Below are 22,632 nucleotides of genomic sequence, written 5' to 3' on the forward strand. Positions count from 1 at the left end.
CAGGATCATCATTTGACGTTTTTTGCGGCAATGCCAGGCGTGTAATGTCCGATAATTCGGCAGATTGACTGTGAATTAACCAGCAACCTGCCATTAGTGCTGCCTGATTATCATTCAGCAAACTATTTATCTGGTTAACCGCGCATTAGCAGTTAATGTTAATACTCTCCAGTGCGAGGCGCTTATCCAGCGTTAATGCGCTGCTATTTTCACTACACTCAAAATTAAAAACCAATTAACAGTTTGCTATAAGTTTTTTAACCCAACATTCCAGGGTCGGGCGGGTTGTCAGAAAATTCTTGCCCTGCCGCCCGTAATCAGCCAAATTAGTCGCCGCTTTTCCCTTCTAATAACAATCTTGCGCATGGAAAACTCACATGACGCGGACTTAATTCCTGTCCCGAAACAGGGTATGAAAAAACTGAGGTACATGTGTCAACTGCAAACAAACACACTGATGAGGCTGTCAGTCTCAATGCGTTTAAACAGCCGAAGGCGTTCTACTTAATCTTCTCGATTGAGTTATGGGAACGTTTTGGCTTCTATGGCCTGCAGGCCATTATGGCGGTTTACCTGGTGAAGCAACTGGGGTTGTCTGAATCAGACTCCATTACCCTGTTCTCTTCATTCAGTGCGCTGGTGTATGGTCTGGTCGCGATTGGCGGCTGGCTCGGTGATAAGGTGCTGGGTACCAAACGCGTCATCGTGCTGGGTGTCCTGGTGCTGGCGCTGGGCTATGCGCTGGTGGCGTTCTCCGGTCATAACGTCAGCATTGTCTACATCGGTATGGCGACCATCGCGGTGGGTAGCGGCCTGTTTAAGGCAAACCCCTCTTCGCTGCTCTCTACCTGCTATGACAAAGATGATCCGCGTCTCGACGGTGCTTTCACCATGTTCTATATGTCGATCAACATCGGTTCACTCTTCTCAATGATGCTGACACCGTGGTTAGCGGCGAAATATGGTTATAGCGTAGCCTTCTCACTGTGCGTTATCGGTCTGATCATCACCCTGTTTAACTTCCTGTTCTGCAAACGCATGGTTAAGGATTACGGTTCTAAACCCGATTTCGCTCCGTTGCAGATCGGAAAACTGCTGATGACGCTGGTCGGCATCGTCGTACTGATCGCACTGGCCAACTGGATGCTGCATCACCAGTCTATCGCACGACTGGTGCTGGCGGTGATTGCCCTGGGTATCGTGCTGGTGTTTGCCAAAGAGGCCTTTGCACTGCAGGGTGCGGCACGTCGTAAGATGATTGTTGCCTTCCTGCTGATGGTCGAAGCGATTCTGTTCTTCGTGCTTTATATGCAGATGCCAACGTCACTCAACTTCTTTGCTATCCGCAACGTTGAGCACACCATTCTCGGCATTACTTTTGCCCCCGAGCAGTTCCAGGCGCTGAACCCGTTCTGGATTATGCTGGCCAGTCCGCTGCTGGCGGCGCTCTATAACAAGCTGGGCGATAAACTGCCGATGCCGCACAAGTTTGCCTTTGGTATGGTGCTCTGCTCCGCTGCGTTCCTGGTGCTGCCGGTGGGTGCGAAGTTCGCCAGCGATGCCGGTATCGTTTCCGTTAACTGGCTGATCCTGAGCTATGCGCTGCAGAGTATCGGTGAGCTGATGATCTCTGGCCTCGGCCTGGCGATGGTGGCACAGCTGGTGCCTCAGCGTCTGATGGGCTTTATCATGGGTTCCTGGTTCCTGACTACCGCTGGCGCGGCGGTGATCGCCGGTAAAGTGGCAAACCTGATGGCCGTGCCTGAAAACGTTACCGATCCACTGATTTCGCTGGCGACCTACAGCCGCGTATTCCAGCAGATTGGTATCGTGACGGCGGTGATCGCCCTGCTGATGCTGATTACGGCGCCGATGCTGAACCGCATGGCGCAGGATCCTGACGCGAAAAAAAATAACGTGCAGGCGTAATTCACGCTGCACTTCAGCTAAGCCGGGCTCTGCCCGGCTTTTTTTATGGCTTGCCGCAACGCCCTTCGCAGATCCCTGATCTTTGTCACTGGTAATCCCGCTTTGACTCTTTACTATGCAAGGATCCCATTGCAACAAGGAGTACCTGGTCATGAAACTGTTTTGCAAAGCGGGTGCCTGCTCTCTCTCACCCCATATTGTTATGCGTGAATGCGGACTCGACTTCACTCAGGTGAGTGTTGATCTGGCCACAAAAATCACTGAACGGGGCGATGACTTCCGCCAAATCAATCCTAAAGGCCAGGTGCCCGCGCTGCAGCTCAGCGACGGTTCTGTGCTGACGGAAGGCGTCGCTATTGTTCAGTACCTGGCAGACCTGAAGCCCGATCGCCATCTGCTGGCACCGGTTGGCAGCCTGACGCGTTATCACACCGTGGAGTGGCTCAGCTACATCGGCAGTGAGCTGCATAAAAGCTTTGGGCCACTGTTTCGTCCCGGTTACTCCGATGAGGTGAAAGCGGAGACCCGCAACCAGCTGGAAGCAAAATTCCGCTATGTCGATGAGTCACTGCGCGACAAACAGTGGCTGATGGGGCTGCATTTCAGCGTGGCGGATGCCTATCTGTTTGTGGTGACGCGCTGGGCAAAAGCGCTGGGACTGGATTTATCCGGCTTTACGGCGCTGGGCGCGTGGTTTGATCGTGTCGCGGAACGTCCTGCGGTGCAGGCGGCGCTTAAGGCGGAAGGCTTAGCCTGAGTCAACAGGGCCGGTTATCCGGCCCTGATGCGTTACAGTTTTTCTGCCGCGAAGTGCTGCGTCGGCGTGGCGATGGCATCCTGTGCCGCCACCAGCTGCAGTTCATATTCGCCCATCTGATGGGTTTTCAGCATCACCTCGTATACCGCTGCGGTGACATGCTCCAGCGCATCCTGCAATGATTTGCCGTGTAGCAGATTCACCAGCAGCAGACCGCTGGTGAGATCGCCCACGCCGACCGGCTGACGGACACCGAAATCGACCAGCGGACGGCTGATGTGCCAGGCATCTTCCGCCGTCACCAGCAGCATTTCAAAGCGATCGCTGCGACGACCCGCACGCGCCAGATGCTTCACCAGCACTACGCGTGGTCCCTGGGCAATCAGTGCCCGCGCAGCGTCTACCGCCGCGTCGACGTCCGTGACGGTGCGCTCGCTCAGCATCTCCAGTTCAAGCAGGTTCGGGGCGATAATGTCGCTGGCAGGCATCGCCATTTTACAGTGAAACTCCGCCACACCCGGCGCCACGATGCAGCCTTTCTCCGGATGGCCCATGACCGGATCGCAGAAGTACCAGGCATTCGGGTTGGCCGCTTTGACCTGACGGACAATCTGCAGAATCTGCTCGCCCTGCTCTGCCGAGCCCAGATAACCGCTCAGGACCGCGTCACAGGTCTTCAGGCGGTCGATGTCAGCAATGCCTTTAACAATGTCGGTTAAATGCGTTGCAGGCATCACCGTGCCGGTCCAGTGGCCATATTGTGTATGGTTGGAAAACTGCACGGTATTCAGCGGCCAGACGTTTGCGCCCATACGGCGCATCGGAAACTCAGCCGCCGCGTTACCGGCGTGACCAAAAACAACGTGCGACTGAATCGCTAAAATATTTTTCACTTGTTTGCCCTGTCCTGCCTTGCCATAAAAAAAGGGCCGGAAACCGGCCCTGAAATCTTACTGCCAGTTAATCAGGCAGTAATGTTTCTTGCCGCGACGCAGCAGCGTATAGCGGTTAAACAGTTTGTCACTGTCGCTGAAGCGGTACTCCGCATCGGACTGCTTTTCACCGTTCAGTGAAACGGCATTGGAGCCGATCATGGTGCGCGCCTGGCCACGGGACGGCACCAGCTCTGCTTTCACCAGCGCCTGCTGCAGATCATCGTCAGCGCCCAGCACGATAGTTGGCATACCATCCTGCGCCAGCTGTTCAAAATCGGCTTCGGTCATTTCGCTCACGGATCCGGAGAAGAGGCTGGCAGTAATACGTTTCGCCGCCGACAGACCGGCTTCGCCATGCACCAGACGCGTCACCTGCTCAGCCAGCACGTACTGCGCACGTGGCGCGGTGCCGCTGTTTTTATCTTCTTCTTCCAGCGCGTTGATCTCTTCCATGCTCAGGAAGGTGAAGAACTTCAGGAAGCGATAGACGTCAGCATCCGCGGTGTTGATCCAGAACTGATAGAACTTGTACGGGCTGGTTTTCTTCGCATCCAGCCAGACTGCGCCGCCTTCGGTTTTACCGAATTTGGTGCCGTCAGACTTGGTGATCAGCGGAACGGTCAGGCCAAAGACCTGGTTCTGATGCAGACGACGGGTCAGATCGATACCGGAGGTGATGTTGCCCCACTGATCAGAACCACCAATCTGCAGGGACACACCGTGCAGCTCGTTCAGACAGGCGAAGTCATAGCCCTGCAGCAGATTATAGGAGAACTCGGTAAAGGAGATGCCCTGATCGTCACGGTTCAGACGCTGCTTCACCGCTTCTTTGTTGATCATCTGGTTAACGGAGAAGTGCTTGCCGATATCACGCAGGAAGGTCAGCACGTTCATGCCGCCAAACCAGTCGTAGTTGTTGGCGGCGATGGCGCTGTTGCTGCCGCAATCGAAGTCGAGGAATGGCGCCACCTGCTGGCGGATCTTTTCAACCCATTCGTTGACGGTTTCACTGGTATTAAGTTTACGCTCTGCGGCTTTGAAGCTCGGGTCACCAATCAGGCCGGTTGCACCACCGACCAGCGCCACCGGCTTGTGGCCGGCATCCTGAAAACGCTTCAGGCAGAGCAGCGGTACCAGATGGCCCAAATGCAAGCTGTCAGCAGTGGGGTCAAAGCCGCAATAGAGCGAAATTGGCCCCTGCGCCAGTTTCTCTGTTAACGCGTCTTCATCCGTCACCTGGGCGATTAGGCCCCTCTCCTGCAATTGTTGTATCAGGTTACTGCTGGTCATTACTGACTCCAAATTGATCAGACTGCACCTATGCTGGTACACAGCTTTCCGCTGAGTTGCGGAATCGAAAAAAATCAGGGCTATAGCATAAAGCGCTGACGCTTTCTGTGCCAGCGCTGATAGGGGCGAATCGTGCAGATTCAGGGTGCCAGACGGTCGATTTTCCAGCCGTCGTGATCGCGCTGATAGATGAAACGATCGTGCAGACGATGTTCGCCACCCTGCCAGAACTCCATCGTGTGAAATTTCACCCGGTAGCCACCCCAGAAGCTGGGCAGCGGCACTTCGCCCTGCTGGAACTTCTGTTTAAGCTCCAGGAACTTTCCTTCCAGAATACCGCGTGCCGAAATACGGCTTGACTGCTTCGACACCCAGGCACCAATCTGACTGTCGCGCGGACGACTGTGGAAATATTTCAGCACCTCGAGGGGCGACAGTTTTTCCACTTCACCCAGCACCATCACCTGACGCTCCAGATAGTGCCACGGGAAGTGCAGAGAGATGCGCGGATTGTGCGCCAGCTGCAGCGCCTTACGGCTGCCGAGGTTGGTGTAAAACACCATGCCCTGCGCATCGTAGTGCTTCAGCAGCACGATACGCTGCCACGGCTGGCCCTGCTCATCTACGGTTGCCACGGTCATGGCGGTAGGATCGGGCAGTTTTGCCTCGCAGGCCTGGCTTAGCCACTGTTCAAATAGCGCGATCGGATCGTCCGGCAGATCCTTACGACGCAATCCACCGCGGGTATATTCACGCCGCAGATGGGCAATGGTGTGTAGCGTTTCGCTGTCGCTCATAATGCTCGCCTATTCAGATAACAAGTCAGCTGGCAGGTTGCAGCTCACAATCATTCACGACAATTTTATCGTTACGTTCGATAAATGCGCCGTTTCCTTTGGACCAGAACACATAGGTGTTATCGCTGTAGCGTGCGCCGGAAGCGGATACCGTCTGCTTCAGCGTCAGAGGCTGCCCATCCATGATGAAACTGACCTGCTGCTGCGCCTCGTCCAGCGTCACGGTCAGGGGCATGGTTCCGCAGCGATAGTGCAGGGTCTGCGGCGACGGCGGCTGTTTATGCATCAGGCTACAGCCTGACAGCAGTAGCACCGCGGCAACGGTTAATCCTTTCAACATAAGCGGGTCTCCTTCACGAGTGAAGCTGGCATTATAAGAAGGATTGGGCGCGAAGTAAGTGGGAATCCACGCCAATCTGGCAGATGCTGTCAGTCAGGCTGAATTATTGCGCCTTTTCAGACGGTTGTCTGAATGCACAGGCCGCGTTCTCAGGCTACGCTCTATAGATCTTAAGCGAGGAAGACAAACATGAAATTTGATAACGAAGATGCATTTAAGCTGGCAGTGGCGTTTATGAACCACAAAGAGAATGCCACCATCGCCAGCAGCTACTTTAAAACCTTTATCGACACCTACCAGAAATTTGACCGCTGGCTGAGCGCATCAGACCCGGTCAGCGCCATGAAAGCAGAAAAAGCGGCCGCCAAAGCGGGCGAAGACTCCATCCTCTGATCCGCTTCTCCACGGGTCCGATAGCCTTCAGGGTATCGGACCTGTGAATCCCGCCAGACATTCACCCCATTGCTCACTATTTCCGCACAGCTATTCTGGCTTTTACGGAAATATCCGCTCTGGCTGCCGTGCTTATTTCCCGCATCAGCATCGATCTTATTTTGATACAGCGCATCTTCTGCTGAAATGGCACAGAACGGCTGGGTACATTTGCAATAAATGCTATTTCACGTCGTCATACCCCCTAATCAGCACCACACACTCCGGTTTTGTTTAAAAAACAGGCAGCGAGACGCGACAGGGCCAGCAAACCTGATAAAGCCGACTATGCTGTAAACGTTCGGATATACTTCATGGAGCAGAAAAAATGAAAATGAAATCCCTGTCAGCCATTGCGTTGCTGGCTCTCTCTTTAGGTACGCTGGCAGGTTGTGCCTCAAACCAGTCGATTAAGACCACCGATGGCCGCACGATTGTCACCGATGGCAAACCGCAGATTGATTCAGATACTGGTCTGGTTTCTTACCGCGATGCTCAGACAGGAAAAACTGAGCAGATCAATCGTAATGAGATCAGTAATATGAGTGAACTCGACAACTAATATAAGGTGAATAAGATGAAAAAAGCGCTGATTTTACCTCTCGCCGCATTGATTGGTATGACCGTATTAACCGGCTGCACCCGTACCAGTTATGCGATTCAGACTAACGATGGACGCACCATTATTAGTGATGGCAAGCCTTCTGAATCGGATGCCGGCCTGCTGGCTTATACCGATGCAAATGGCGTGAAGCAGCAGATTAATAAAGCGGACGTTAAAGCGGTCTCTGAAGTACCGAAGAAATAATCCGATCGCTGTTGCCCGATGAATAAAGCCGCCCATGGGCGGCTTTATTTTTGTCTGCGCCTGGCACGAAGTGGTGCACAGTCCTGGTTTTATTCCCCGGTGGTTTATAAATCAGAAATATCCGCTACGGCTTGGCCATAATATGGCAGGCAACCGTGCGGATAGTGGTGCAGATAATAATCTGATAACGAAATGCGCTGTTCCGCCCTTATCTGAATTTCCGGCAACTCCCAGCTTTTTTAACCAGCATAATAGTTCATCTTATTTCTCACAAAAAACCTCAGCCTGTTTTTATGCTTTGATATGAGTGGTTTACCGCCTCGATTAAAGGTTCACTTTATTTTCGGTAAATTTTAATCATAGCGCCCTGCTGTTTCCCACCTTTTAGTCCAGAGCGCCTTTAACTAGACTCTTTATATCGCTACTTAATCAGGAGGGTGCAGATGGTTTATCACGACAAAACAACGGGTCATATGATTCTTGGTGAAGCTGCAATTAATCTGGCTTTTGACGAACAGGAGATTACGCTGGTAGCACTGATTCGCCAGTTGAGCGAAATGGCCGAACAGGAGCGCAACGATGAGCGGGTCACGCAGATTGCCGATGCGCGCAACTGGCTCAAAGGTTTTATCGAATCCTCAACGCGCGACCGTGCCGAATTAAACTGGCTGGTCGAAACCGGGCAGGCACCGGTTTCCCTTAAAGATTATCGTTAGTTATGTGCGGGTCATTGCTGTTTATTTTGGGTGCCGGGCACGCGCCTGGCCTCTCAGCCAGAGAAGCAGGGACAGCGTGGCAGTGGAATAGTGCATGTCGGCCAGAACGTGACCAGAACGTGAATTGCAACGCTCTGCACCCGGCTCCTGTATCGGCCTGAAACGGCTTCCACGCAGATTGATGAGTGCTATTGCTCTGCACTCATCGGCCGGCCATCTGGTCGTTAACCGGTCCTCGTCGGCTTCTCCCCACCTGTCTTCACGGTCAGCGCGTCAGCGGCTCCCCGTTTTCAGTCACCTGCAGCGTTTTTGGATGTTTCGCTGTAGGGGTTTCAAACCCACCACGGGCAGCAAAAACAGAACAGCCAATGGCTGCCACAAGTGTCAGTAAGATTGAGGTTTTCACGAAACGCGCCTTAATTTTCTTCGCTACAGGATAAAGCGTGAAAGCCTGGCACATAATCAGATGAGGGGAAAGGAAAGTGCAGAATTTCTCTGTCTGGAAGCCCCGGTCCGGGAAGTCTGTTTACTGATTGAGCAGCCTTAGCAGGTTACCCCAGTACTTTCAATGCCAGCGCCAGCGTCTTTTCTTCGTTAGTCACATCGCTGACCTTACCTGCCACCCGCAATCCAAAAGCAATACAGAGAATTAAACCGGCTGCTGCCTCGCTGTCCAGCGTGTTATCGATAGATCCATCCTGTTGCCCCAGCTCCAGCAGCGAGACCAGGAAGCGCTGATTACGCTGAACGACCTCATCAATGCGCTGCGCGAGTGGCTGATCCATCGTCTGCAGCGCAATCGCGCTGGAGACGACCAGACAGCCGCAACGCCCCTCTGTGGCACGCGCCGAATCCAGGTAGAATTGCAGTAGCTCGGTTATTTTCCCCCGCCCGCTGGCACAGGGTGCCAGACGACGGTGCAACTCACTATTTCTTAGCAACAGATAGCGTTCGAATACCAGCAGGAAGAGCGAGCGCTTATCTTTAAACGCCTTATAGATGCTGCCTGCGGAGAGATGCATCGCCTCACCCAGATCGTTCATTGAGGCCGCGTGATACCCTTTTTGCCGGAAAACGATCATGGCGTGATCCAGAGCCTGTTCGATCCCGAACTCTCTGGGGCGTCCCCGCTCTTTGTTTTTATACGTTGTGGCTGTCGTGGTCATTGTTACCGGCCTGGGGAGGTGTGTTGCTGTCAAAATCAATGGCGATTCTATCCCAGGCGCGGGTAACAAGCCAGGCCGTCCGCCACCCGTCACGCGCAGACGGCCCGTTATTTCCCGGACGCGTTAGTATGATTCGCCGCAGTCTGGTCTGCGGTGCAAGCCGGACGCGATTCATTCAGATAAGGATGTTGTCTCTGTGCGGCCTTTTTCCCGCTGCTGGCTGCGCTTCAGCGCGTTTATTTTTATCAGCCATAACGTAAATTGCTTAATAAGCAGGCTGGCGTGGTTTTCATTGTCAGCAAAACAGAGAAAGAGTCGGGTTTTTATATTGCTGTTATCGTCGATCGCATAAATCTCATATTCGTCATGATGGCGGGATTTTATGATTGCTGTGAAATGTATTGCGGGCCAGAGCATCACTCTGGCTTCAAACTGCCTGAAATCCATTATATTTACCTGGTAATTTGCTTAAAATACCCGATGAAAAACTACTCACCGGGTCAGGCAAAGCATAACTTCCTGCCACTTTAATCGCGTGATAAAAAAAGCTTTTAGCAGAGGCCGCGGCTTCAGCAGCAGAGGAACATCGGGTCAGCCTTCACTTAAGCGCAACCACAGGCAGATCGGTTATCCGGGTGGTATAGGCAGGCGACAGCATCTCGCGTTTCATCGACCAGGCTTTGTTGATCCCCTGCCCGGCAAACCACAGCTTCCCGCTGCCGAGCTTATTGACTGTGTCGATCAGCTTCATCAGCTCTTCGCTATTGCGGCGTGGCTGATGTTCGTCAAACAGATCAAACTGAGCCACGCCCTGGCTGAAAAAATCCCCCAGCACGATGCCCGCCTTCATATAGCGATGTCCCTCAATCCAGATGTTATCCAGGCACGCCATTGCAACTCTGATGATGTCGCGTGTGTCCTGCGTCGGAATCAGCAGTTGCTCCATCGACTGATTGCCATAAAAGGGTTCGTCAGTCGCATGCGGACTGGTGCGCACAAATACCCCTACCTGACGGCAATATTGATTCTCACGGCGCAGCTTCTCCGCCGCGCGCTCGGCATACGCGCAGACAGCCTCGCGCATCTGATCGTAGTCGGAGATACGGCTGCCAAACGAGCGCGAACACATGATTTGCTGTTTTACCGGCGTCACTGACTCCAGCTCCAGGCAGGATTCGCCACGCAGCTCTCTGACAGTGCGCTCCAGCACGACGCTGAACTGTTTGCGGATGGCCTCGGTGCTTTGATCGGCCAGATCTTTCGCCGTCATGACGCCCATGGCGTTGAGCCGTTTGCCGATCCGATGACCCACGCCCCAGACTTCCGCCACATCAATCAGCGCCAGCAGCTTTTTTTGTCGTTCAGGGTCCGACAGGTCGACAATGCCGCCGGTTTTGCTCCACTTTTTGGCCGCAAAATTCGCCAGCTTGGCCAGCGTTTTGGTCTGTGCAATGCCGACGCCCACGGTCAGATGGGTCTCTTTGCCTATTCGTTCTCTGACCTGGCGACCAAAGGTCTCCAGCGCCATACAGTTCTGCACGCCGGTGAGATCCATAAACGCCTCGTCGATCGAGTAGATCTCCACCGACGGCGCCATCTCTTCCAGTATGGTCATCACCCGATGGCTCATGTCGGCGTAGAGCGCATAATTTGAGCTGAAGACCTGCACCGCGTGACGCGTTAGTTCTTCACGCATCTTAAAATAGGGCGCGCCCATTTTGATGCCGACTTTCTTTGCCTCGGCGCTGCGCGCAATCACGCAGCCGTCGTTGTTCGACAGCACTACTACCGGTTTACCTTTAAGATCAGGCCGGAAAACGGTCTCACACGACGCGTAAAAGCTGTTTACGTCGACCAGCGCGAACATGGTCAGTGGGTCGCTTTAATAACAAAGGTCACAACGCCAAACACCTCCAGCGCATCTTCGGTCTGGATAGCGATCGGTTTAAATTTGGTATTCATCGGCATCAGTTGCAGGCAGGGATGAAGCTGGAGACGTTTAACGGTGAATTCACCTTCGACCGCGGCGACCACAATATCGCCGTGTGAGGCGGTGAGTGAACTGTCGACCACCAGCATGTCACCATCATTGATGCCCGCCTCAATCATTGACTCGCCGCTGACCCGGACAAAATAGGTGGCGCTGGGGTGCTGGACCATCAGCGCATTGAGATCAATACGTTGTTCGACATAATCCTGCGCCGGGGATGGAAACCCGCACGGCACACGTTCGATATATAGCGGTAAAGGCATAACGGCACGAATGTCCGCAGGTTTAATGAATTCCATAATTTCGCTCCTTTTTCAGATTACTGTATATAAACACAGTAATAGCTAATCCCCCTTTTAATCAAGTGACATGGAACATCTTTAAGCGAAAGGGTTGATGGTAATGCACTTTTTTTTAAACGTTTTTTCGCATTGCCGTCAGAGTAAGCGGAAACGGGTTACTTTCGCCGCATCGCCGGAATAGCGTCGATTTCTTCTTACAGTAAAGAATCTTATAAATTCACCGGCTGATTATTTTTACTTAAGGAAAATCTGACAACGCTTCTCTGGCATTCGGAGAGGTTTGAATATTACGGGCGGGCTGGTTATTCTGCTTTTTTAAGCATGGAGGGATTATGGCAGACGACGATCGAATCAAACATCTGGAAGAGGCAGTTGCGCAGTTAAGGGTTGAGACTACGGTATTAAAAGCGATACTCGGTCAGCAAATTGCGCTGAATAATCTCAATTACAAAGGGAAGTTTGACGATGTACTGGCGGCGCTGGCGAAAGAGTATGCCGAACGCGGTCTGGAAGAGGGCAATAACCAGGCTATCCATGATGCCCTGCGTCAGTATATTAAATATGAGCCACCCGCAATGGAATAAGCGGATTTTCCGGCAGCGTCCGATTGCCGGACTTTATCGGCTCCTGAACGCTGCCACCGCCCTGTCCTGCATCGCCTCCGCAGCAGCCTCAGACGATACCGGTTAGTGTTTACACCTCGCTGTCACTCTCCAGCGCATCCTGAATCGCGTCGGCCAGATTAGCAACTTCATTCGCCACGGCCTGCAGATCCCAGGCGGTTTTTGAGCCGGTTGCAGAGGTGGAGGCGCTGACGGACTCCTTTGCCACTGACAGAGCAGCAGCCACGGCGACCGAACGTTTATGTTGTTCCTGAGTCATGCCCGCAGGCGGAATTGCGAAATAGTCGTGAACCATGATCATTTCCTTGTGATAAATAAGGGGTCAACCTTAGCCTTCTGCATCAGGCGTGGGAAGTGAATTATGCGGCATGGCCTGTCAGACGGCCAGGATTGCAGCAGCACAATCGCACCCGCCACTTTTCCAGCGTTGAAACCTGTACAACTTTGGCTGAAATCTGCGGAAAAAAGCGATTTTAACGCGTTGATGTGTCGTCAGCACAATCCCCAGCCTGCTGGCCTGAAAATCGCCACCCCTCTGAAAACCTCACCAACTCACTGTATTTATTCAATTAACCATCGAAAACCTCTTTTTTCATTTTAAACATGCTTTTTACATACACCACCGACCAGTTAAATTTTGTCAAATTTCATTGTACAACTTTGCGATTCTTGTATAACTTTGTCTCGTGATGTTAAATCACTTGTAACGAAAGGTGCTTTGCACCGCATCTGAAGGTGTTGTGGATTTCCACCTTCAGATGCATTTTTTTTTGCGTCAGCCGGTGACCGGATCTGAATCGACGCATTCTTCCCCCCATTTCTTATGAGGCCTGACATGCAAACAACGATGAATACAGAGTCTCAGATTTCTGATTACTTCATGAACTCTGGCACAGCGCTGACCACTGAAAAACAGGTTATCGCCGCAGTCCATGCCGAACTTGCCCATGCGAAAACCCATGTCTCCGATAAAGACATTGTGCTGGGCCTGATTCACCGCCTGGAGAGTGAGCGTGACGTGGTTAAGCAGGATATTTACCGTCAGGCGCTTGAACATGTTCTGCAGCGCGCTTCGGCGACCAGCGACAGCTAAAAATCTGTGTCTGTTATGAGGGAACGCGAATTAGCATGGATGCTTTTCCCGTCCGGAATCAGCCCCTGTTATGGGGCTTTTTTTATTCCTCCTGCTCTGAATCACTTGTCCCCTTCACACCGCTAAGATTGCCTGCCCCACCGGACCAGATATAGCTCCGGAAAACACCGTTTTCGCCATTTATTCAACCTGAAATTCCGGTTAATTGCTGTCGTTTCGCTTTATTTATCCGATATCTGTGTCCAGGCTTTTTCTGCATCCACTGCAAACGCAGACGAGGAAAATAATCATGTTTCATCATTCATCAAAACTTCAATTCCCGGTTCGTGTAGAGAAACCCGATCCAGAATTTGCCATGCTGCTCCAGCAGGCCATCGGCGGCGTCGAAGGTGAGATTCGTGTAGCGATGCAATACTTTTTCCAGGCGATGGGCGCGCGCGGTGATGTGCGGATTCGTGATCTGCTGATCTCGACCGCTACCGAAGAGCTGAGCCATATCGAAATGCTGGGCTACGCCGTGGCGCTTAACCTTGAAGGCGCCCCGCTCTCTTACCAGGAAGCGTCAGCGAAAGATCCGGTAGTTAATGCAATTCTGGGTGGAATGAACCCGCGCCATATCCTCTCTTCCGGTCTGGCTGCGATGCCGGTTAACGCCAACGGCATGCCTTTTGATATGAGTCATATCTATGCGTCCGGCAACGTGGCGGCCGATATGCTGGCTAACGTCACCGCAGAAGCCACGGGCCGCGTACTGGCTACCCGGCTCTACAATATGACGGAAGACAAGGGCATGAAGGACTTCCTCTCCTTCCTGATCGCCCGTGACACTATGCACCAGCAGCAGTGGCTGGCGGTGATCGAAGAGATGGGCGGACTGAACGCGTCGCTGCCGATCCCGAACAGCTTCCCGCAGGAGCATGAGGCGCAGGAGCACTCTTACTACTGTCTGAATACCTCGCTGGAGAAACCGCTGCCGGAAGGTCGCTGGAGCAGTGGCCCGGCTTACGATGGCCATGGTCAGTTCAGCGCGAAACAGCAGCCAGATATTCTGGGTGATGAGCCGCTGCTCGGCAATGCCCGTCCCGGTTCGGGTGCGCAGTCAGAGCAGATTGACGGCGTCACACCACCGAAACTGTAATGACTCGCCTGTCAGGGTTTGATGCCCTGACAGGCTTGTCCCACCTTTTGACGGAGGAATAGTCATGTCATCCACTCAGCGTCCACAACCCCCTTTTGCCGAACAGCAGCAGACCTGGCCTGGCACTACCGCGGCTATGCAGCCTCAGCCCGATCACGGCGAAGAGAGTTATCAGGGTTCAGGCCGTCTGGCGGGTAAGAAAGCCATTATTACCGGTGGCGACTCCGGCATTGGCCGGGCCGTCGCCATTGCCTTTGCCCGGGAAGGGGCCGATGTCCTGATCTCTTATCTTGATGAACATGAGGATGCGCAGGATACCGCCCGGCTGGTTGAAGAAGCGGGACAGAAAGCGGTTCTGGTGCCTGGCGATATTACCGAGGCGTCACACTGCAACGCCCTGGTCGATAAAGCCGTCGAAGCCTTTGGTGAGATTAATATTCTGGTGAACAACGCGGCGTATCAGATGACGCGCGAATCGCTGGATGAGATCAGCGACGAAGAGTTTGACCGGACCATGAAGACCAACCTTTACGCGATGTTTTACATCACTAAAGCGGCAACACGGCATATGCCTGCTGGTGGATCGATCATTAATACGGCCTCGATCAATGCTGACCAGCCGAAACCGAAGCTGCTCGCCTACTCCGCCACCAAAGCCGCCATCGTTAATTTCTCTGGCGGCCTGGCAGCCTTACTGGCTGAAAAAGGTATCCGTGCCAATGCGGTCGCGCCTGGCCCCATCTGGACGCCACTGATCCCGTCGACCATGCCGGTTGAACAGGTGAAGAACTTTGGCAGCGAAGTGCCGCTGCAGCGTGCCGGTCAGCCTGCAGAACTGGCTGCAACCTATGTGATGCTGGCCAGTGATGAAGCCAGCTACATTTCAGGTGCGACCATCGCCGTGACGGGCGGTGTGGCCATTATTTAACGTTCGCCGATTCCCTGGTCTCTTCGGCCAGGGGATTAGCTATCAGCTTCTGCGTTATCCCCCACTGATAGAGTTGTTCCCGCGCCAGATTCTTCATTTTCACTTCGCACATGATATCGAAATCCTGAAACGACAGTGCCCACGTATTCAGCGTCGGATTAAAGAAGTAGTCAGAGTGCGCCCGCAGCTTGCTTTTGCTCACGCCCAGCTGCTGCTGATCGGGCCAGCCCTCCTGCGGAATCATCCCCTCCTGCGAAATCGAATAGTGCAGCACCGGCCGCACGCCGCGCCAGGATTCGATCACTCTGGCAACACGCGCGTCATCCGGCTGAATAAACTCACTCTCTTTTACCCAGTGATGGTGAATATCCAGCACCACCGGACAGAGCGGCGCTGCCTGCAGCACGTCATCCAGCGAGCAGGAGATCTCATCATTCTCCACCGTCAGCATCCGCCGCGCTTCCGGGCTGAGCTGATTAAACGACCGTTTGAAGCCGTCGAATCCCGCCTTGCCGTTCATATGAATGTTGATTTTAAAATCCTGGAAGGTCTTGCCATATCCCATCAGACAGGCGCAGAGCGTGTGATACTCCACATCCTCCAGCGCGCGCACCACCACATCGGGATTATCGGAGGCGAGCACGGTATATTGTCCTGGATGGAATGAGAGCCGGATGTGATGCGCCCGCGCCAGCTCGCCACAGCGGGCAAAGAGCGGATAGAGTTCGGGCAGAAATGCGGTAAACAGTGGCGTGGCCTCGGGGACCGTATAGAGCGGTAACAGATCGCTGCCAATACGCATCATCCTGAGTGGCTCAGGTAAGGTGGCCAGATGCTCAAGCGTCAGGTAGAGATTGTTGAGGTTAGTGACGGTAATCTCATAGATCAGCTGATGACGTTCATCGTGCGATAAACTCAGAAACCGTTTACGGGTGGTGGCGCGAAGCGGGAAAAACTGTTTGCCATCGCTGTTGAGATACTTACATGCAAAGCCTAATTTCATGTCTGCTCCTGATTTATGCTTATCAGAAGTGTAACAGGCCCCTGGCGACCAGCCAGTCGCGGGCCGCAGACTCAGGCTGAATAATTACAGGGAGACTCACTATGCAGGGCCATGAGATCCAGCGCATCGCCATTGAAGCGGCTGAGCGGCTGCCCGCCGCTGAATGCAGCTATCCATTCGGGCCGGAACATCAGGTCTATAAAGTGTGTGGAAAAGTGTTTTTACTGCTGACCGAACTGCGGGGTGTGCCGATTATCACCCTGAAATGCGAACCGCAGCAGGCGGAGCTGCACCGGGTGATCTATCCCTCGATCACCGCCGGTTATCATATGAATAAACGTCACTGGATCACGGTCTATCCCGGTGACGACCTCTCGCCTGGCTTGATTCAGCAGCTGGTTGAGGATTCGTATCAGCGTGTGGTTAAAGGTATACCCGCCTCGCGCCGCCCGGCCTGGGTGGGATAAAACCCGTGGAGGGGATACGTGTGCACCGGAAAGAAAGTTTGCTTGATAGCAGGCAAGATAAATAGCAGGGCCAGCATTGTTCTGGCACCTGCCATCATCTCTCAATCAAAGAGAGATCTGGGGATTTTCAACGCCACAGGCACGGGCATAGCGGGCGAGTGTTTCAACTGTGGCTTTATCTGCGCGACGCTCGGTGCGTGACACTGCCGACGGGCTGACACCGAGCGCCTCCGCGACCTGAGCGCTGGTCATTCCGGCGCTTTCCCGCCATTTGGCTAACTGCTCGCGCAGGTGCTCTGCCCGAACTTCTGCCTCGTAATGTTCGCGAACAGCCGGATCAGATAAAATTTCTTTGCGGGCCGTCGTCCACGCAACTGATTTCTTACTCATCGTTTAACATCTCCTCTAAACGGTGCGCCGCTGCCGTCATGACTGCTGCTGGCGTTTTCTTTGTCTCTTTCACAAAAGCTTTCAGGATAAAAATACGTCTGCCTTTCTGGTAAACATACACCGCTCGCCCAATCTCATTGGCCTTCGCCCTGAGCTCAAAAAAACCCGACCCTAACGGTTTGGTATCCGGCTCTCTCAAATCAGTTCCACGGGCAGCCAGTTTATCTATTTGCCGGGCCAGCTTAGCCCGGAGCATCTCTGGCATTGCCTTAATTTCAGTGAGCGCGTCCTTGTGTATCGTTATCTCAAACATAGATCCTCCGTTGGAGTTAAGTTAACTCATGAGTTAACTTAACTCAAGGATCTATATTTCCTCAAACGGGGGAAATGAATCCAGTCGCTATCCTTGCGAAACAGCTCTGATCCGCGGAGCATCTGACACCGGCCCGGCTCTCAGTGGTGCAGCATCTCCTCCACGACCTGTGAGTTCATCATCTGGTAAGGGTAATAGGTCGGCCAGTTATCCATCTCCGCCAGCAGGGCTTGCTGAGAATCGTTGCCCATAAAGATATGGAAATGGGCAGATTTACGCGGCCCGATGGTGTGGTCGCTGAACTGCACATATTTCGGCGCTTTGCTGCCCGCGTCCTGGCATTCAAACAGGTAGCGCACCCCTTTTTTACCTGAGGCATAGGTCAGGATTTTGTGGCCCGCATACCGGTAGTGGCAGGCGCTGACCTGGTCGCCGATGTGGAACTCCATCACGCCATTTTCAATACCGATGGTATCGACGTCGGTGGCGTAGCCTTTGCGGTAATACGCTTTATACTCCTCTGCCGTTTTGCTGTGATCCTGCTGCGCTTTCTTCTGCCAGACCGGGTCCAGCTCCCCGCTTTGCAGCAGCGGATAAACCGACTGCCACAGGCCATCCCAGTCAGCGAGCGGACGATCTTTCACATCGCTGTCAGCAAAAACCCCTTCTGCCGCTTTCTGCTCCAGGGCTGACAACGGTTTTCCATGTGCATGCGTGCCATGTGCCAGCGACGGCTGGCTGACTAACAGTGCGCCCAGTAGCCCAATCCATTTACCTGCATGATTCATCAAAGTCTGATACCCCGGTCAACGTTACAAAATGAAATGTTATGATATAACATTTCTAACTTCAACCAAAAGCAGCAAACGCCAGCATTAATTTTATTAATCGGTTAACGCCCTGCATCAGGCAATGAGCACCTCCTGCGGCGGCAGATTCTGCATCCTCTGAAAGCACACTTTCCGTATAGCAGGCGCGGGCTGGAATGCCGTTAAGCCAGACGGCACAAGGCATGAATAAGCGAAGCGATAATCTGGACTGAGAGATAAGTGCGCATTTCTGGCGGACAAAAAAGGCACAGTCGTCACAGTTAAATGCCCGATTTAACCTCAGTATTGTTCAGGTTGTTCTATATTTAGTGTCGTCGAAAGTAAAATAACAGCTGGAGCATGAATTAATGTCGAAAGAAACAGAGAAGAAACCCCTGAGCGAGCGCGCCCCGACCACCGGTCCGGAATCCTCAGAGCCGGGTCTGGGTTCACTGGCACCAAAAGATGGTTCGCATCAGCCCCCAGCCGAACCGACTCCGCCAGGCAAGCAGCCCACCGCCCCAGGCAGCCTGAAAGCGCCTCAGACGCACAACGCCAAACTTGACCAGCTTGAAGCCAGCCGCAAAAACGGCACCGACCGCGCCCTCACCACCAACCAGGGCACACGCATCGCCAACGATCAAAACTCACTGCGTGCCGGTTCGCGCGGTCCGACGCTGCTGGAAGACTTTATTATGCGTGAGAAAATCACGCACTTTGACCATGAGCGTATCCCGGAACGTATTGTTCATGCCCGTGGCTCAGCCGCACATGGCTATTTTCAGCCTTACCGCTCCCTGAAAGATCTGACCAAAGCGCAGTTCCTCAGCGATCCCGAGCAGACCACGCCGGTTTTCGTGCGTTTCTCTACAGTTCAGGGCGGTGCCGGATCGGCTGATACCGTGCGTGACATTCGCGGTTTCGCCGCCAAGTTCTACACCGAAGAGGGTGTCTTTGACCTGGTGGGCAACAACACGCCGGTGTTCTTTATTCAGGATGCGCATAAATTCCCTGACTTTGTGCATGCCGTTAAGCCGGAACCGCATAACGAAATCCCGCAGGGCCAGAGCGCCCATGACACCTTCTGGGATTACGTCTCTCTGCAGCCGGAAACCATGCACAACGTAATCTGGGCGATGTCTGATCGGGGTATTCCGCGCAGCTATCGCACCATGGAAGGTTTTGGTATTCACACCTTCCGCCTGATTAACGCAGAAGGTAAAGCGACCTTTGTCCGTTTCCACTGGAAGCCGGTGGCCGGTAAAGCGTCGCTGCTGTGGGACGAGTCACAGAAACTGACCGGTCGCGATCCCGATTTCCATCGCCGCGATCTGTGGGAAGCCATTGAAGCGGGGGATTTCCCGGAATATGAACTGGGCCTGCAGCTGATCCCGGAAGAGGATGAGTTCAAATTTGACTTCGATATTCTGGATGCCACCAAGCTGATCCCGGAAGCGCTGGTGCCGGTTGAGATTGTCGGCAAGATGGTACTTAACCGTAACCCGGACAACTTCTTTGCTGAAACCGAGCAGGTGGCGTTCCACCCAGGCCATATCGTGCCGGGCCTCGATTTCTCCAACGATCCGCTGCTGCAGGGTCGTCTGTTCTCCTATACCGATACGCAGATCAGTCGTCTGGGCGGACCGAACTTCCATGAGATCCCGATCAACCGTCCGACCTGCCCGTACCATAACTTCCAGCGTCAGGGCATGCATCGTCAGGATATCGACACCAATCCGGCGAACTACGAGCCGAACTCGATCAACGATAACTGGCCGCGTGAAACCCCACCTGCTGCAGAAGGCGGCGGCTTCGAGAGCTATCAGGAGCGGATTGAGGGCCATAAAGTGCGCGAGCGCAGCCCCTCATTTGGTGAGTACTATGCGCAGCCGCGCCTGTTCTGGCTGAGCCAGACTGAAGTCGAGCAGCAGCACATCATTGGCGCCTACTCGTTTGAACTGAGTAAAGTGGCGCGTGCTTATATCCGTGAGCGTGTGGTGGATCATCTGGCACGCATCGATACTAAACTGGCGCAGGGCGTGGCGGATAACCTGGGGCTGGCTCTGACGGATGAGCAGCTCAACATTCAGCCGCCTGCACCAGTGAATGGCCTGACTAAAGATGACAGCCTGAGCCTCTACGCCATTCCGGATGGCGAGATCAAAGGTCGGCAGGTCGCACTGCTGCTCAGTGATGGTGTGAAGGCGGCTGATGTGCTGGCGATTTTGCAGGCGCTGAAAGCGGTGGGTGTTCACGCCAAACTGCTGGCTCCGCATATGGGCCAGGTGCGCGCCGATGATGGTTCAGTGCTGCCGGTCGATGCGACGTTCGCCGGTCTGCCCTCTCTGACCTTTGATGCGGTGATGGTGCCGGATGGCAATATCGATGCCCTGCTGCTGAGCGGCGATGCCCGTTACTTCCTGCTGGAAGCCTACAAGCACCTCAAGGTGATTGGTCTGGTGGGCGAAGCGCGCCGCTTTAAAGCGCAGTTCGGTCTGGAAGATGCGGATCAGGAAGAAGGTATTGTGCAGGGCGACTCAGCGGAGAGCGCGCTGATGTCTGAGTTCACTCAGGCAATGAAAGCGCACCGCGTCTGGTCACGCAGCCAGAAGGCACAGTCCGTCCCGGCCTGATGCCAGCGGCATGATGCTGCATGCCGCGTCACAAAATAAAAAACCGCCCTTCGGGGCGGTTTTTTTTATCAGAAGGTCTGCCAGTTATCGTTGTCCGCCAGGCGGGCAGGCTGAAGTTTTGGCACGGCAAGGGCTTTCGCCACCGGCGCAGCAGAGAACGCCACCTGCAGAGTGCCGGTTTTGAATACCGATACCGTTTTACGCAGGTAGCTCGCCTGCTCTTCCAGTGAGGCGGCGGCAGTCGCGGACTCCTCCACCAGCGCGGCGTTCTGCTGCGTCACACCATCCATTTCCGAGACCGCTTTGCAGACCTGCTCAATGCCACGGGTCTGTTCAGTCGAGGAGGCCGCGATCTCTTCGATTAGCTGCGTGACACGGCTCACCGACGTCACGATGCTCTCCATCGCGACACCCGCCTGAGAAGCATGACCGGCACCGGTTTTAATTCGCTCAGCTGAGCGGTCAATCAGTCCCCGGATCTCCTGCGCGGCGCTGGCGCTGCGTCCGGCCAGCGAGCGCACTTCTCCGGCAACCACCGCAAATCCACGACCCTGCTCACCGGCACGCGCGGCTTCAACGGCGGCGTTCAGCGCCAGAATATTGGTCTGGAAGGCAATACTGTCGATAATGGCGATGATACCGGCGATCTGATTCGAGCTTTCGCTGATCTGATCCATGTTGGCGATGACCCGGGCGACAGTCTCACCGCCCTGCAGGGCCGTGGCTGAAGCCTCTTTCGCTACCGTGGTCGCCTGCTGCGCATTATCTGCGTTGAGTTTCACCGTTGAGGTGAGCTGCTCCATACTGGCTGCGGTCTGTTCCAGCGCGGCAGCCTGCTGTTCGGTACGGGAAGAGAGATCGGTGCTGCCCGCAGAGATTTCCGCTGCACCGGTAAAGATAGAGCGGGTGGCGTCATCGACCGAGGTAATGGTCACCACCAGCGCATCGCGCATCTGCTGCAGTTCCTGAATCAGCAGACCCATCTCATTGCGGCCTTCGTGCTGAATATCGGAGGTCAGATCGCCGCCCGAAATGGCGCGCATATGGCCGGTCAGCCTGCCCAGTGGGCCAATCAGCAATTTCTGCAGCCCAATCCAGACCGCGACCCCAATCACGCCGGTGATCAGGCCAATAGTCAGAAGCGCCCAGAGCGCATCCGTCAGGCTACGCTGGTTATGCTCCGAGGACGCTTTCATCAGCTGGATGTTCACTGCACGCCAGGCCTCATAGGCACTGTCGAGCTGGTCCTGCGCCGCCTGTGCTTCAAGGTTGCCGTAGCCCGCATAGTTGCCCTGCTTCAGAAAGGTAATGGAGGCCAGCATGGTGTCACGCATCTGCTGGTAGGCGGTCTGCACCTGCGTCGCCTGGGCTTCACCCTGGCCCTCTTTGCGCGGCAGCGCCTGCCAGGCTTTGAAGTCCGCATCGGCAGCAGCAGCAGACTTTCCAGCCTGCTCCAGCAGCGCAGCCATGGCTGCCAGTGATTTTGGATCCTGCTGATTTTTCAGGAAACGGATTGCCACGCGGTTGATGGTGACGCGGGTTTTGATCAGGGTTTTTACCGCGTCACTCAGGTGCTGCTGCTGCAGCGTAAGCTGCTCTGCCGCCACGAAGTTTTTGTCGGCTTTTGAGACGCCGTTATAGAACAGAAATCCGGTCAGGGTCAGTAACGCCACAAAGATCACCAGAACAGCAGCGATACCGTGAGTGATTTTAAGATTTTTAAGCATGTCCGCAGGCTCATATCAGAGGAGATAAAGCTGTTATCGGCCAGCG

At 54.1% G+C, this 22,632-nt stretch carries 26 protein-coding genes; 12 read left to right on the forward strand and 14 right to left on the reverse strand.

The features are described 5' to 3' along the window. Nucleotides 1-432: 432 nt before the first annotated feature. Both dtpA and gstA read left to right on the forward strand, forming a co-directional pair. A complete protein-coding gene (gene dtpA / locus ACVKSX_RS04090) occupies nt 433-1,929 on the forward strand; it encodes a dipeptide/tripeptide permease DtpA (protein WP_010245419.1) in 1,497 nt (498 codons plus the stop codon). A 151-nt stretch (nt 1,930-2,080) separates the two neighbouring features. Next, complete coding sequence (gene gstA / locus ACVKSX_RS04095; RefSeq protein WP_010670069.1) at nt 2,081-2,686, forward strand: glutathione transferase GstA; 606 nt, start codon at nt 2,081-2,083, stop codon at nt 2,684-2,686. Nucleotides 2,687-2,718: 32 nt separating this feature from the next. Here gstA and pdxY read toward each other — a convergent pair whose 3' ends face one another. From pdxY to ACVKSX_RS04115, 4 genes are all read right to left on the reverse strand, one after another. Then, nucleotides 2,719-3,579 carry a pyridoxal kinase PdxY gene (gene pdxY, locus ACVKSX_RS04100; RefSeq protein ID WP_010245428.1) on the reverse strand — a complete coding sequence of 287 codons (861 nt, stop codon included), beginning with the start codon at nt 3,577-3,579 and terminating at the stop codon, nt 2,719-2,721. A gap of 57 nt (nt 3,580-3,636) precedes the next feature. Further along, entirely contained in the window at nt 3,637-4,911 is a 1,275-nt protein-coding gene (tyrS, locus tag ACVKSX_RS04105; RefSeq protein WP_010245429.1) for a tyrosine--tRNA ligase, read from the reverse strand. Nucleotides 4,912-5,051: 140 nt separating this feature from the next. Further along, nucleotides 5,052-5,708, reverse strand: coding sequence for a pyridoxamine 5'-phosphate oxidase (gene pdxH, locus ACVKSX_RS04110; RefSeq protein WP_010245431.1), 657 nt, complete (start codon nt 5,706-5,708; stop codon nt 5,052-5,054). A gap of 25 nt (nt 5,709-5,733) precedes the next feature. Further along, on the reverse strand, nt 5,734-6,048 hold the full coding sequence (locus ACVKSX_RS04115; protein ID WP_010245432.1) for an MliC family protein: 315 nt from the start codon (nt 6,046-6,048) through the stop codon (nt 5,734-5,736). A 189-nt stretch (nt 6,049-6,237) separates the two neighbouring features. Between ACVKSX_RS04115 and ACVKSX_RS04120 the strand changes: the two genes are divergently transcribed. From ACVKSX_RS04120 to ACVKSX_RS04135, 4 genes are all read left to right on the forward strand, one after another. After that, nucleotides 6,238-6,441, forward strand: a complete 204-nt coding sequence (locus ACVKSX_RS04120) for a hypothetical protein (protein ID WP_003848989.1) — start codon at nt 6,238-6,240, stop codon at nt 6,439-6,441. Between the two features lie 367 nt (nt 6,442-6,808). After that, nucleotides 6,809-7,042, forward strand: a complete 234-nt coding sequence (locus ACVKSX_RS04125; protein ID WP_010245442.1) for a YgdI/YgdR family lipoprotein — start codon at nt 6,809-6,811, stop codon at nt 7,040-7,042. A gap of 15 nt (nt 7,043-7,057) precedes the next feature. After that, the gene (locus ACVKSX_RS04130; protein WP_010245445.1) at nt 7,058-7,288 is read left to right on the forward strand and encodes a YgdI/YgdR family lipoprotein; all 231 of its coding nucleotides are present in this window, start codon (nt 7,058-7,060) and stop codon (nt 7,286-7,288) included. Between the two features lie 443 nt (nt 7,289-7,731). After that, nucleotides 7,732-8,004 carry a hypothetical protein gene (locus ACVKSX_RS04135; protein ID WP_010670065.1) on the forward strand — a complete coding sequence of 91 codons (273 nt, stop codon included), beginning with the start codon at nt 7,732-7,734 and terminating at the stop codon, nt 8,002-8,004. Nucleotides 8,005-8,555: 551 nt separating this feature from the next. Here the strand turns inward: ACVKSX_RS04135 and ACVKSX_RS04140 are convergent. The 4 genes from ACVKSX_RS04140 to umuD form a co-directional block, all read right to left on the reverse strand. Continuing rightward, on the reverse strand, nt 8,556-9,170 hold the full coding sequence (locus ACVKSX_RS04140) for a TetR/AcrR family transcriptional regulator (protein ID WP_033771678.1): 615 nt from the start codon (nt 9,168-9,170) through the stop codon (nt 8,556-8,558). Between the two features lie 171 nt (nt 9,171-9,341). Next, nucleotides 9,342-9,587 (reverse strand): hypothetical protein, encoded by a 246-nt coding sequence (locus tag ACVKSX_RS04145; RefSeq protein WP_242462205.1) that lies wholly within the window; start codon nt 9,585-9,587, stop codon nt 9,342-9,344. A 181-nt stretch (nt 9,588-9,768) separates the two neighbouring features. Continuing rightward, nucleotides 9,769-11,037, reverse strand: coding sequence for a translesion error-prone DNA polymerase V subunit UmuC (umuC, locus tag ACVKSX_RS04150; RefSeq protein ID WP_010245457.1), 1,269 nt, complete (start codon nt 11,035-11,037; stop codon nt 9,769-9,771). 2 nt (nt 11,038-11,039) lie between these two features. Further along, entirely contained in the window at nt 11,040-11,459 is a 420-nt protein-coding gene (gene umuD / locus ACVKSX_RS04155) for a translesion error-prone DNA polymerase V autoproteolytic subunit (RefSeq protein ID WP_010245460.1), read from the reverse strand. Nucleotides 11,460-11,794: 335 nt separating this feature from the next. On the opposite strand from umuD, the gene ACVKSX_RS04160 reads away from it, so the two are divergent. Further along, a complete protein-coding gene (locus ACVKSX_RS04160) occupies nt 11,795-12,046 on the forward strand; it encodes a hypothetical protein (protein ID WP_010670062.1) in 252 nt (83 codons plus the stop codon). Nucleotides 12,047-12,155: 109 nt separating this feature from the next. Here the strand turns inward: ACVKSX_RS04160 and ACVKSX_RS04165 are convergent, their stop codons facing one another. Beyond that, nucleotides 12,156-12,380 (reverse strand): hypothetical protein, encoded by a 225-nt coding sequence (locus tag ACVKSX_RS04165; RefSeq protein WP_010245468.1) that lies wholly within the window; start codon nt 12,378-12,380, stop codon nt 12,156-12,158. A 540-nt stretch (nt 12,381-12,920) separates the two neighbouring features. On the opposite strand from ACVKSX_RS04165, the gene ACVKSX_RS04170 reads away from it, so the two are divergent. From ACVKSX_RS04170 to ACVKSX_RS04180, 3 genes are all read left to right on the forward strand, one after another. After that, on the forward strand, nt 12,921-13,178 hold the full coding sequence (locus ACVKSX_RS04170; RefSeq protein ID WP_022625723.1) for a biofilm development regulator YmgB/AriR family protein: 258 nt from the start codon (nt 12,921-12,923) through the stop codon (nt 13,176-13,178). 289 nt (nt 13,179-13,467) lie between these two features. Continuing rightward, the gene (locus ACVKSX_RS04175; RefSeq protein ID WP_354438414.1) at nt 13,468-14,316 is read left to right on the forward strand and encodes a manganese catalase family protein; all 849 of its coding nucleotides are present in this window, start codon (nt 13,468-13,470) and stop codon (nt 14,314-14,316) included. A 64-nt stretch (nt 14,317-14,380) separates the two neighbouring features. Further along, the gene (locus tag ACVKSX_RS04180; RefSeq protein WP_033767129.1) at nt 14,381-15,244 is read left to right on the forward strand and encodes a glucose 1-dehydrogenase; all 864 of its coding nucleotides are present in this window, start codon (nt 14,381-14,383) and stop codon (nt 15,242-15,244) included. Here ACVKSX_RS04180 and ACVKSX_RS04185 read toward each other — a convergent pair. Further along, nucleotides 15,237-16,247 (reverse strand): UV damage endonuclease UvsE, encoded by a 1,011-nt coding sequence (locus ACVKSX_RS04185; RefSeq protein WP_354438415.1) that lies wholly within the window; start codon nt 16,245-16,247, stop codon nt 15,237-15,239. The genes ACVKSX_RS04180 and ACVKSX_RS04185 overlap by 8 nt on opposite strands. Nucleotides 16,248-16,348: 101 nt before the next feature. Here ACVKSX_RS04185 and ACVKSX_RS04190 point away from each other — a divergent pair, with 101 nt between their 5' ends. Continuing rightward, nucleotides 16,349-16,714: an MmcQ/YjbR family DNA-binding protein gene (locus ACVKSX_RS04190; protein ID WP_031591491.1), complete on the forward strand. Its 366-nt coding sequence runs from the start codon at nt 16,349-16,351 to the stop codon at nt 16,712-16,714. Between the two features lie 105 nt (nt 16,715-16,819). On the opposite strand, the gene ACVKSX_RS04195 is transcribed toward ACVKSX_RS04190, so the two are convergent. The 3 genes from ACVKSX_RS04195 to zinT form a co-directional block, all read right to left on the reverse strand. Then, on the reverse strand, nt 16,820-17,104 hold the full coding sequence (locus ACVKSX_RS04195; protein ID WP_010245485.1) for a helix-turn-helix domain-containing protein: 285 nt from the start codon (nt 17,102-17,104) through the stop codon (nt 16,820-16,822). Then, nucleotides 17,097-17,417 carry a type II toxin-antitoxin system RelE/ParE family toxin gene (locus tag ACVKSX_RS04200; RefSeq protein ID WP_010245489.1) on the reverse strand — a complete coding sequence of 107 codons (321 nt, stop codon included), beginning with the start codon at nt 17,415-17,417 and terminating at the stop codon, nt 17,097-17,099. The genes ACVKSX_RS04195 and ACVKSX_RS04200 overlap by 8 nt, the downstream gene beginning before the upstream one ends. A 140-nt stretch (nt 17,418-17,557) precedes the next feature. Further along, the gene (zinT, locus tag ACVKSX_RS04205) at nt 17,558-18,205 is read right to left on the reverse strand and encodes a metal-binding protein ZinT (protein ID WP_010245496.1); all 648 of its coding nucleotides are present in this window, start codon (nt 18,203-18,205) and stop codon (nt 17,558-17,560) included. Between the two features lie 389 nt (nt 18,206-18,594). On the opposite strand from zinT, the gene katE reads away from it, so the two are divergent. Next, nucleotides 18,595-20,859 carry a catalase HPII gene (katE, locus tag ACVKSX_RS04210; RefSeq protein ID WP_010245500.1) on the forward strand — a complete coding sequence of 755 codons (2,265 nt, stop codon included), beginning with the start codon at nt 18,595-18,597 and terminating at the stop codon, nt 20,857-20,859. A 68-nt stretch (nt 20,860-20,927) separates the two neighbouring features. Here the strand turns inward: katE and ACVKSX_RS04215 are convergent, their stop codons facing one another. Then, a complete protein-coding gene (locus ACVKSX_RS04215; RefSeq protein WP_033771664.1) occupies nt 20,928-22,586 on the reverse strand; it encodes a methyl-accepting chemotaxis protein in 1,659 nt (552 codons plus the stop codon). Nucleotides 22,587-22,632 lie beyond the last annotated feature (46 nt).

The organism is Pantoea sp. PvP021, assembly GCF_054056055.1.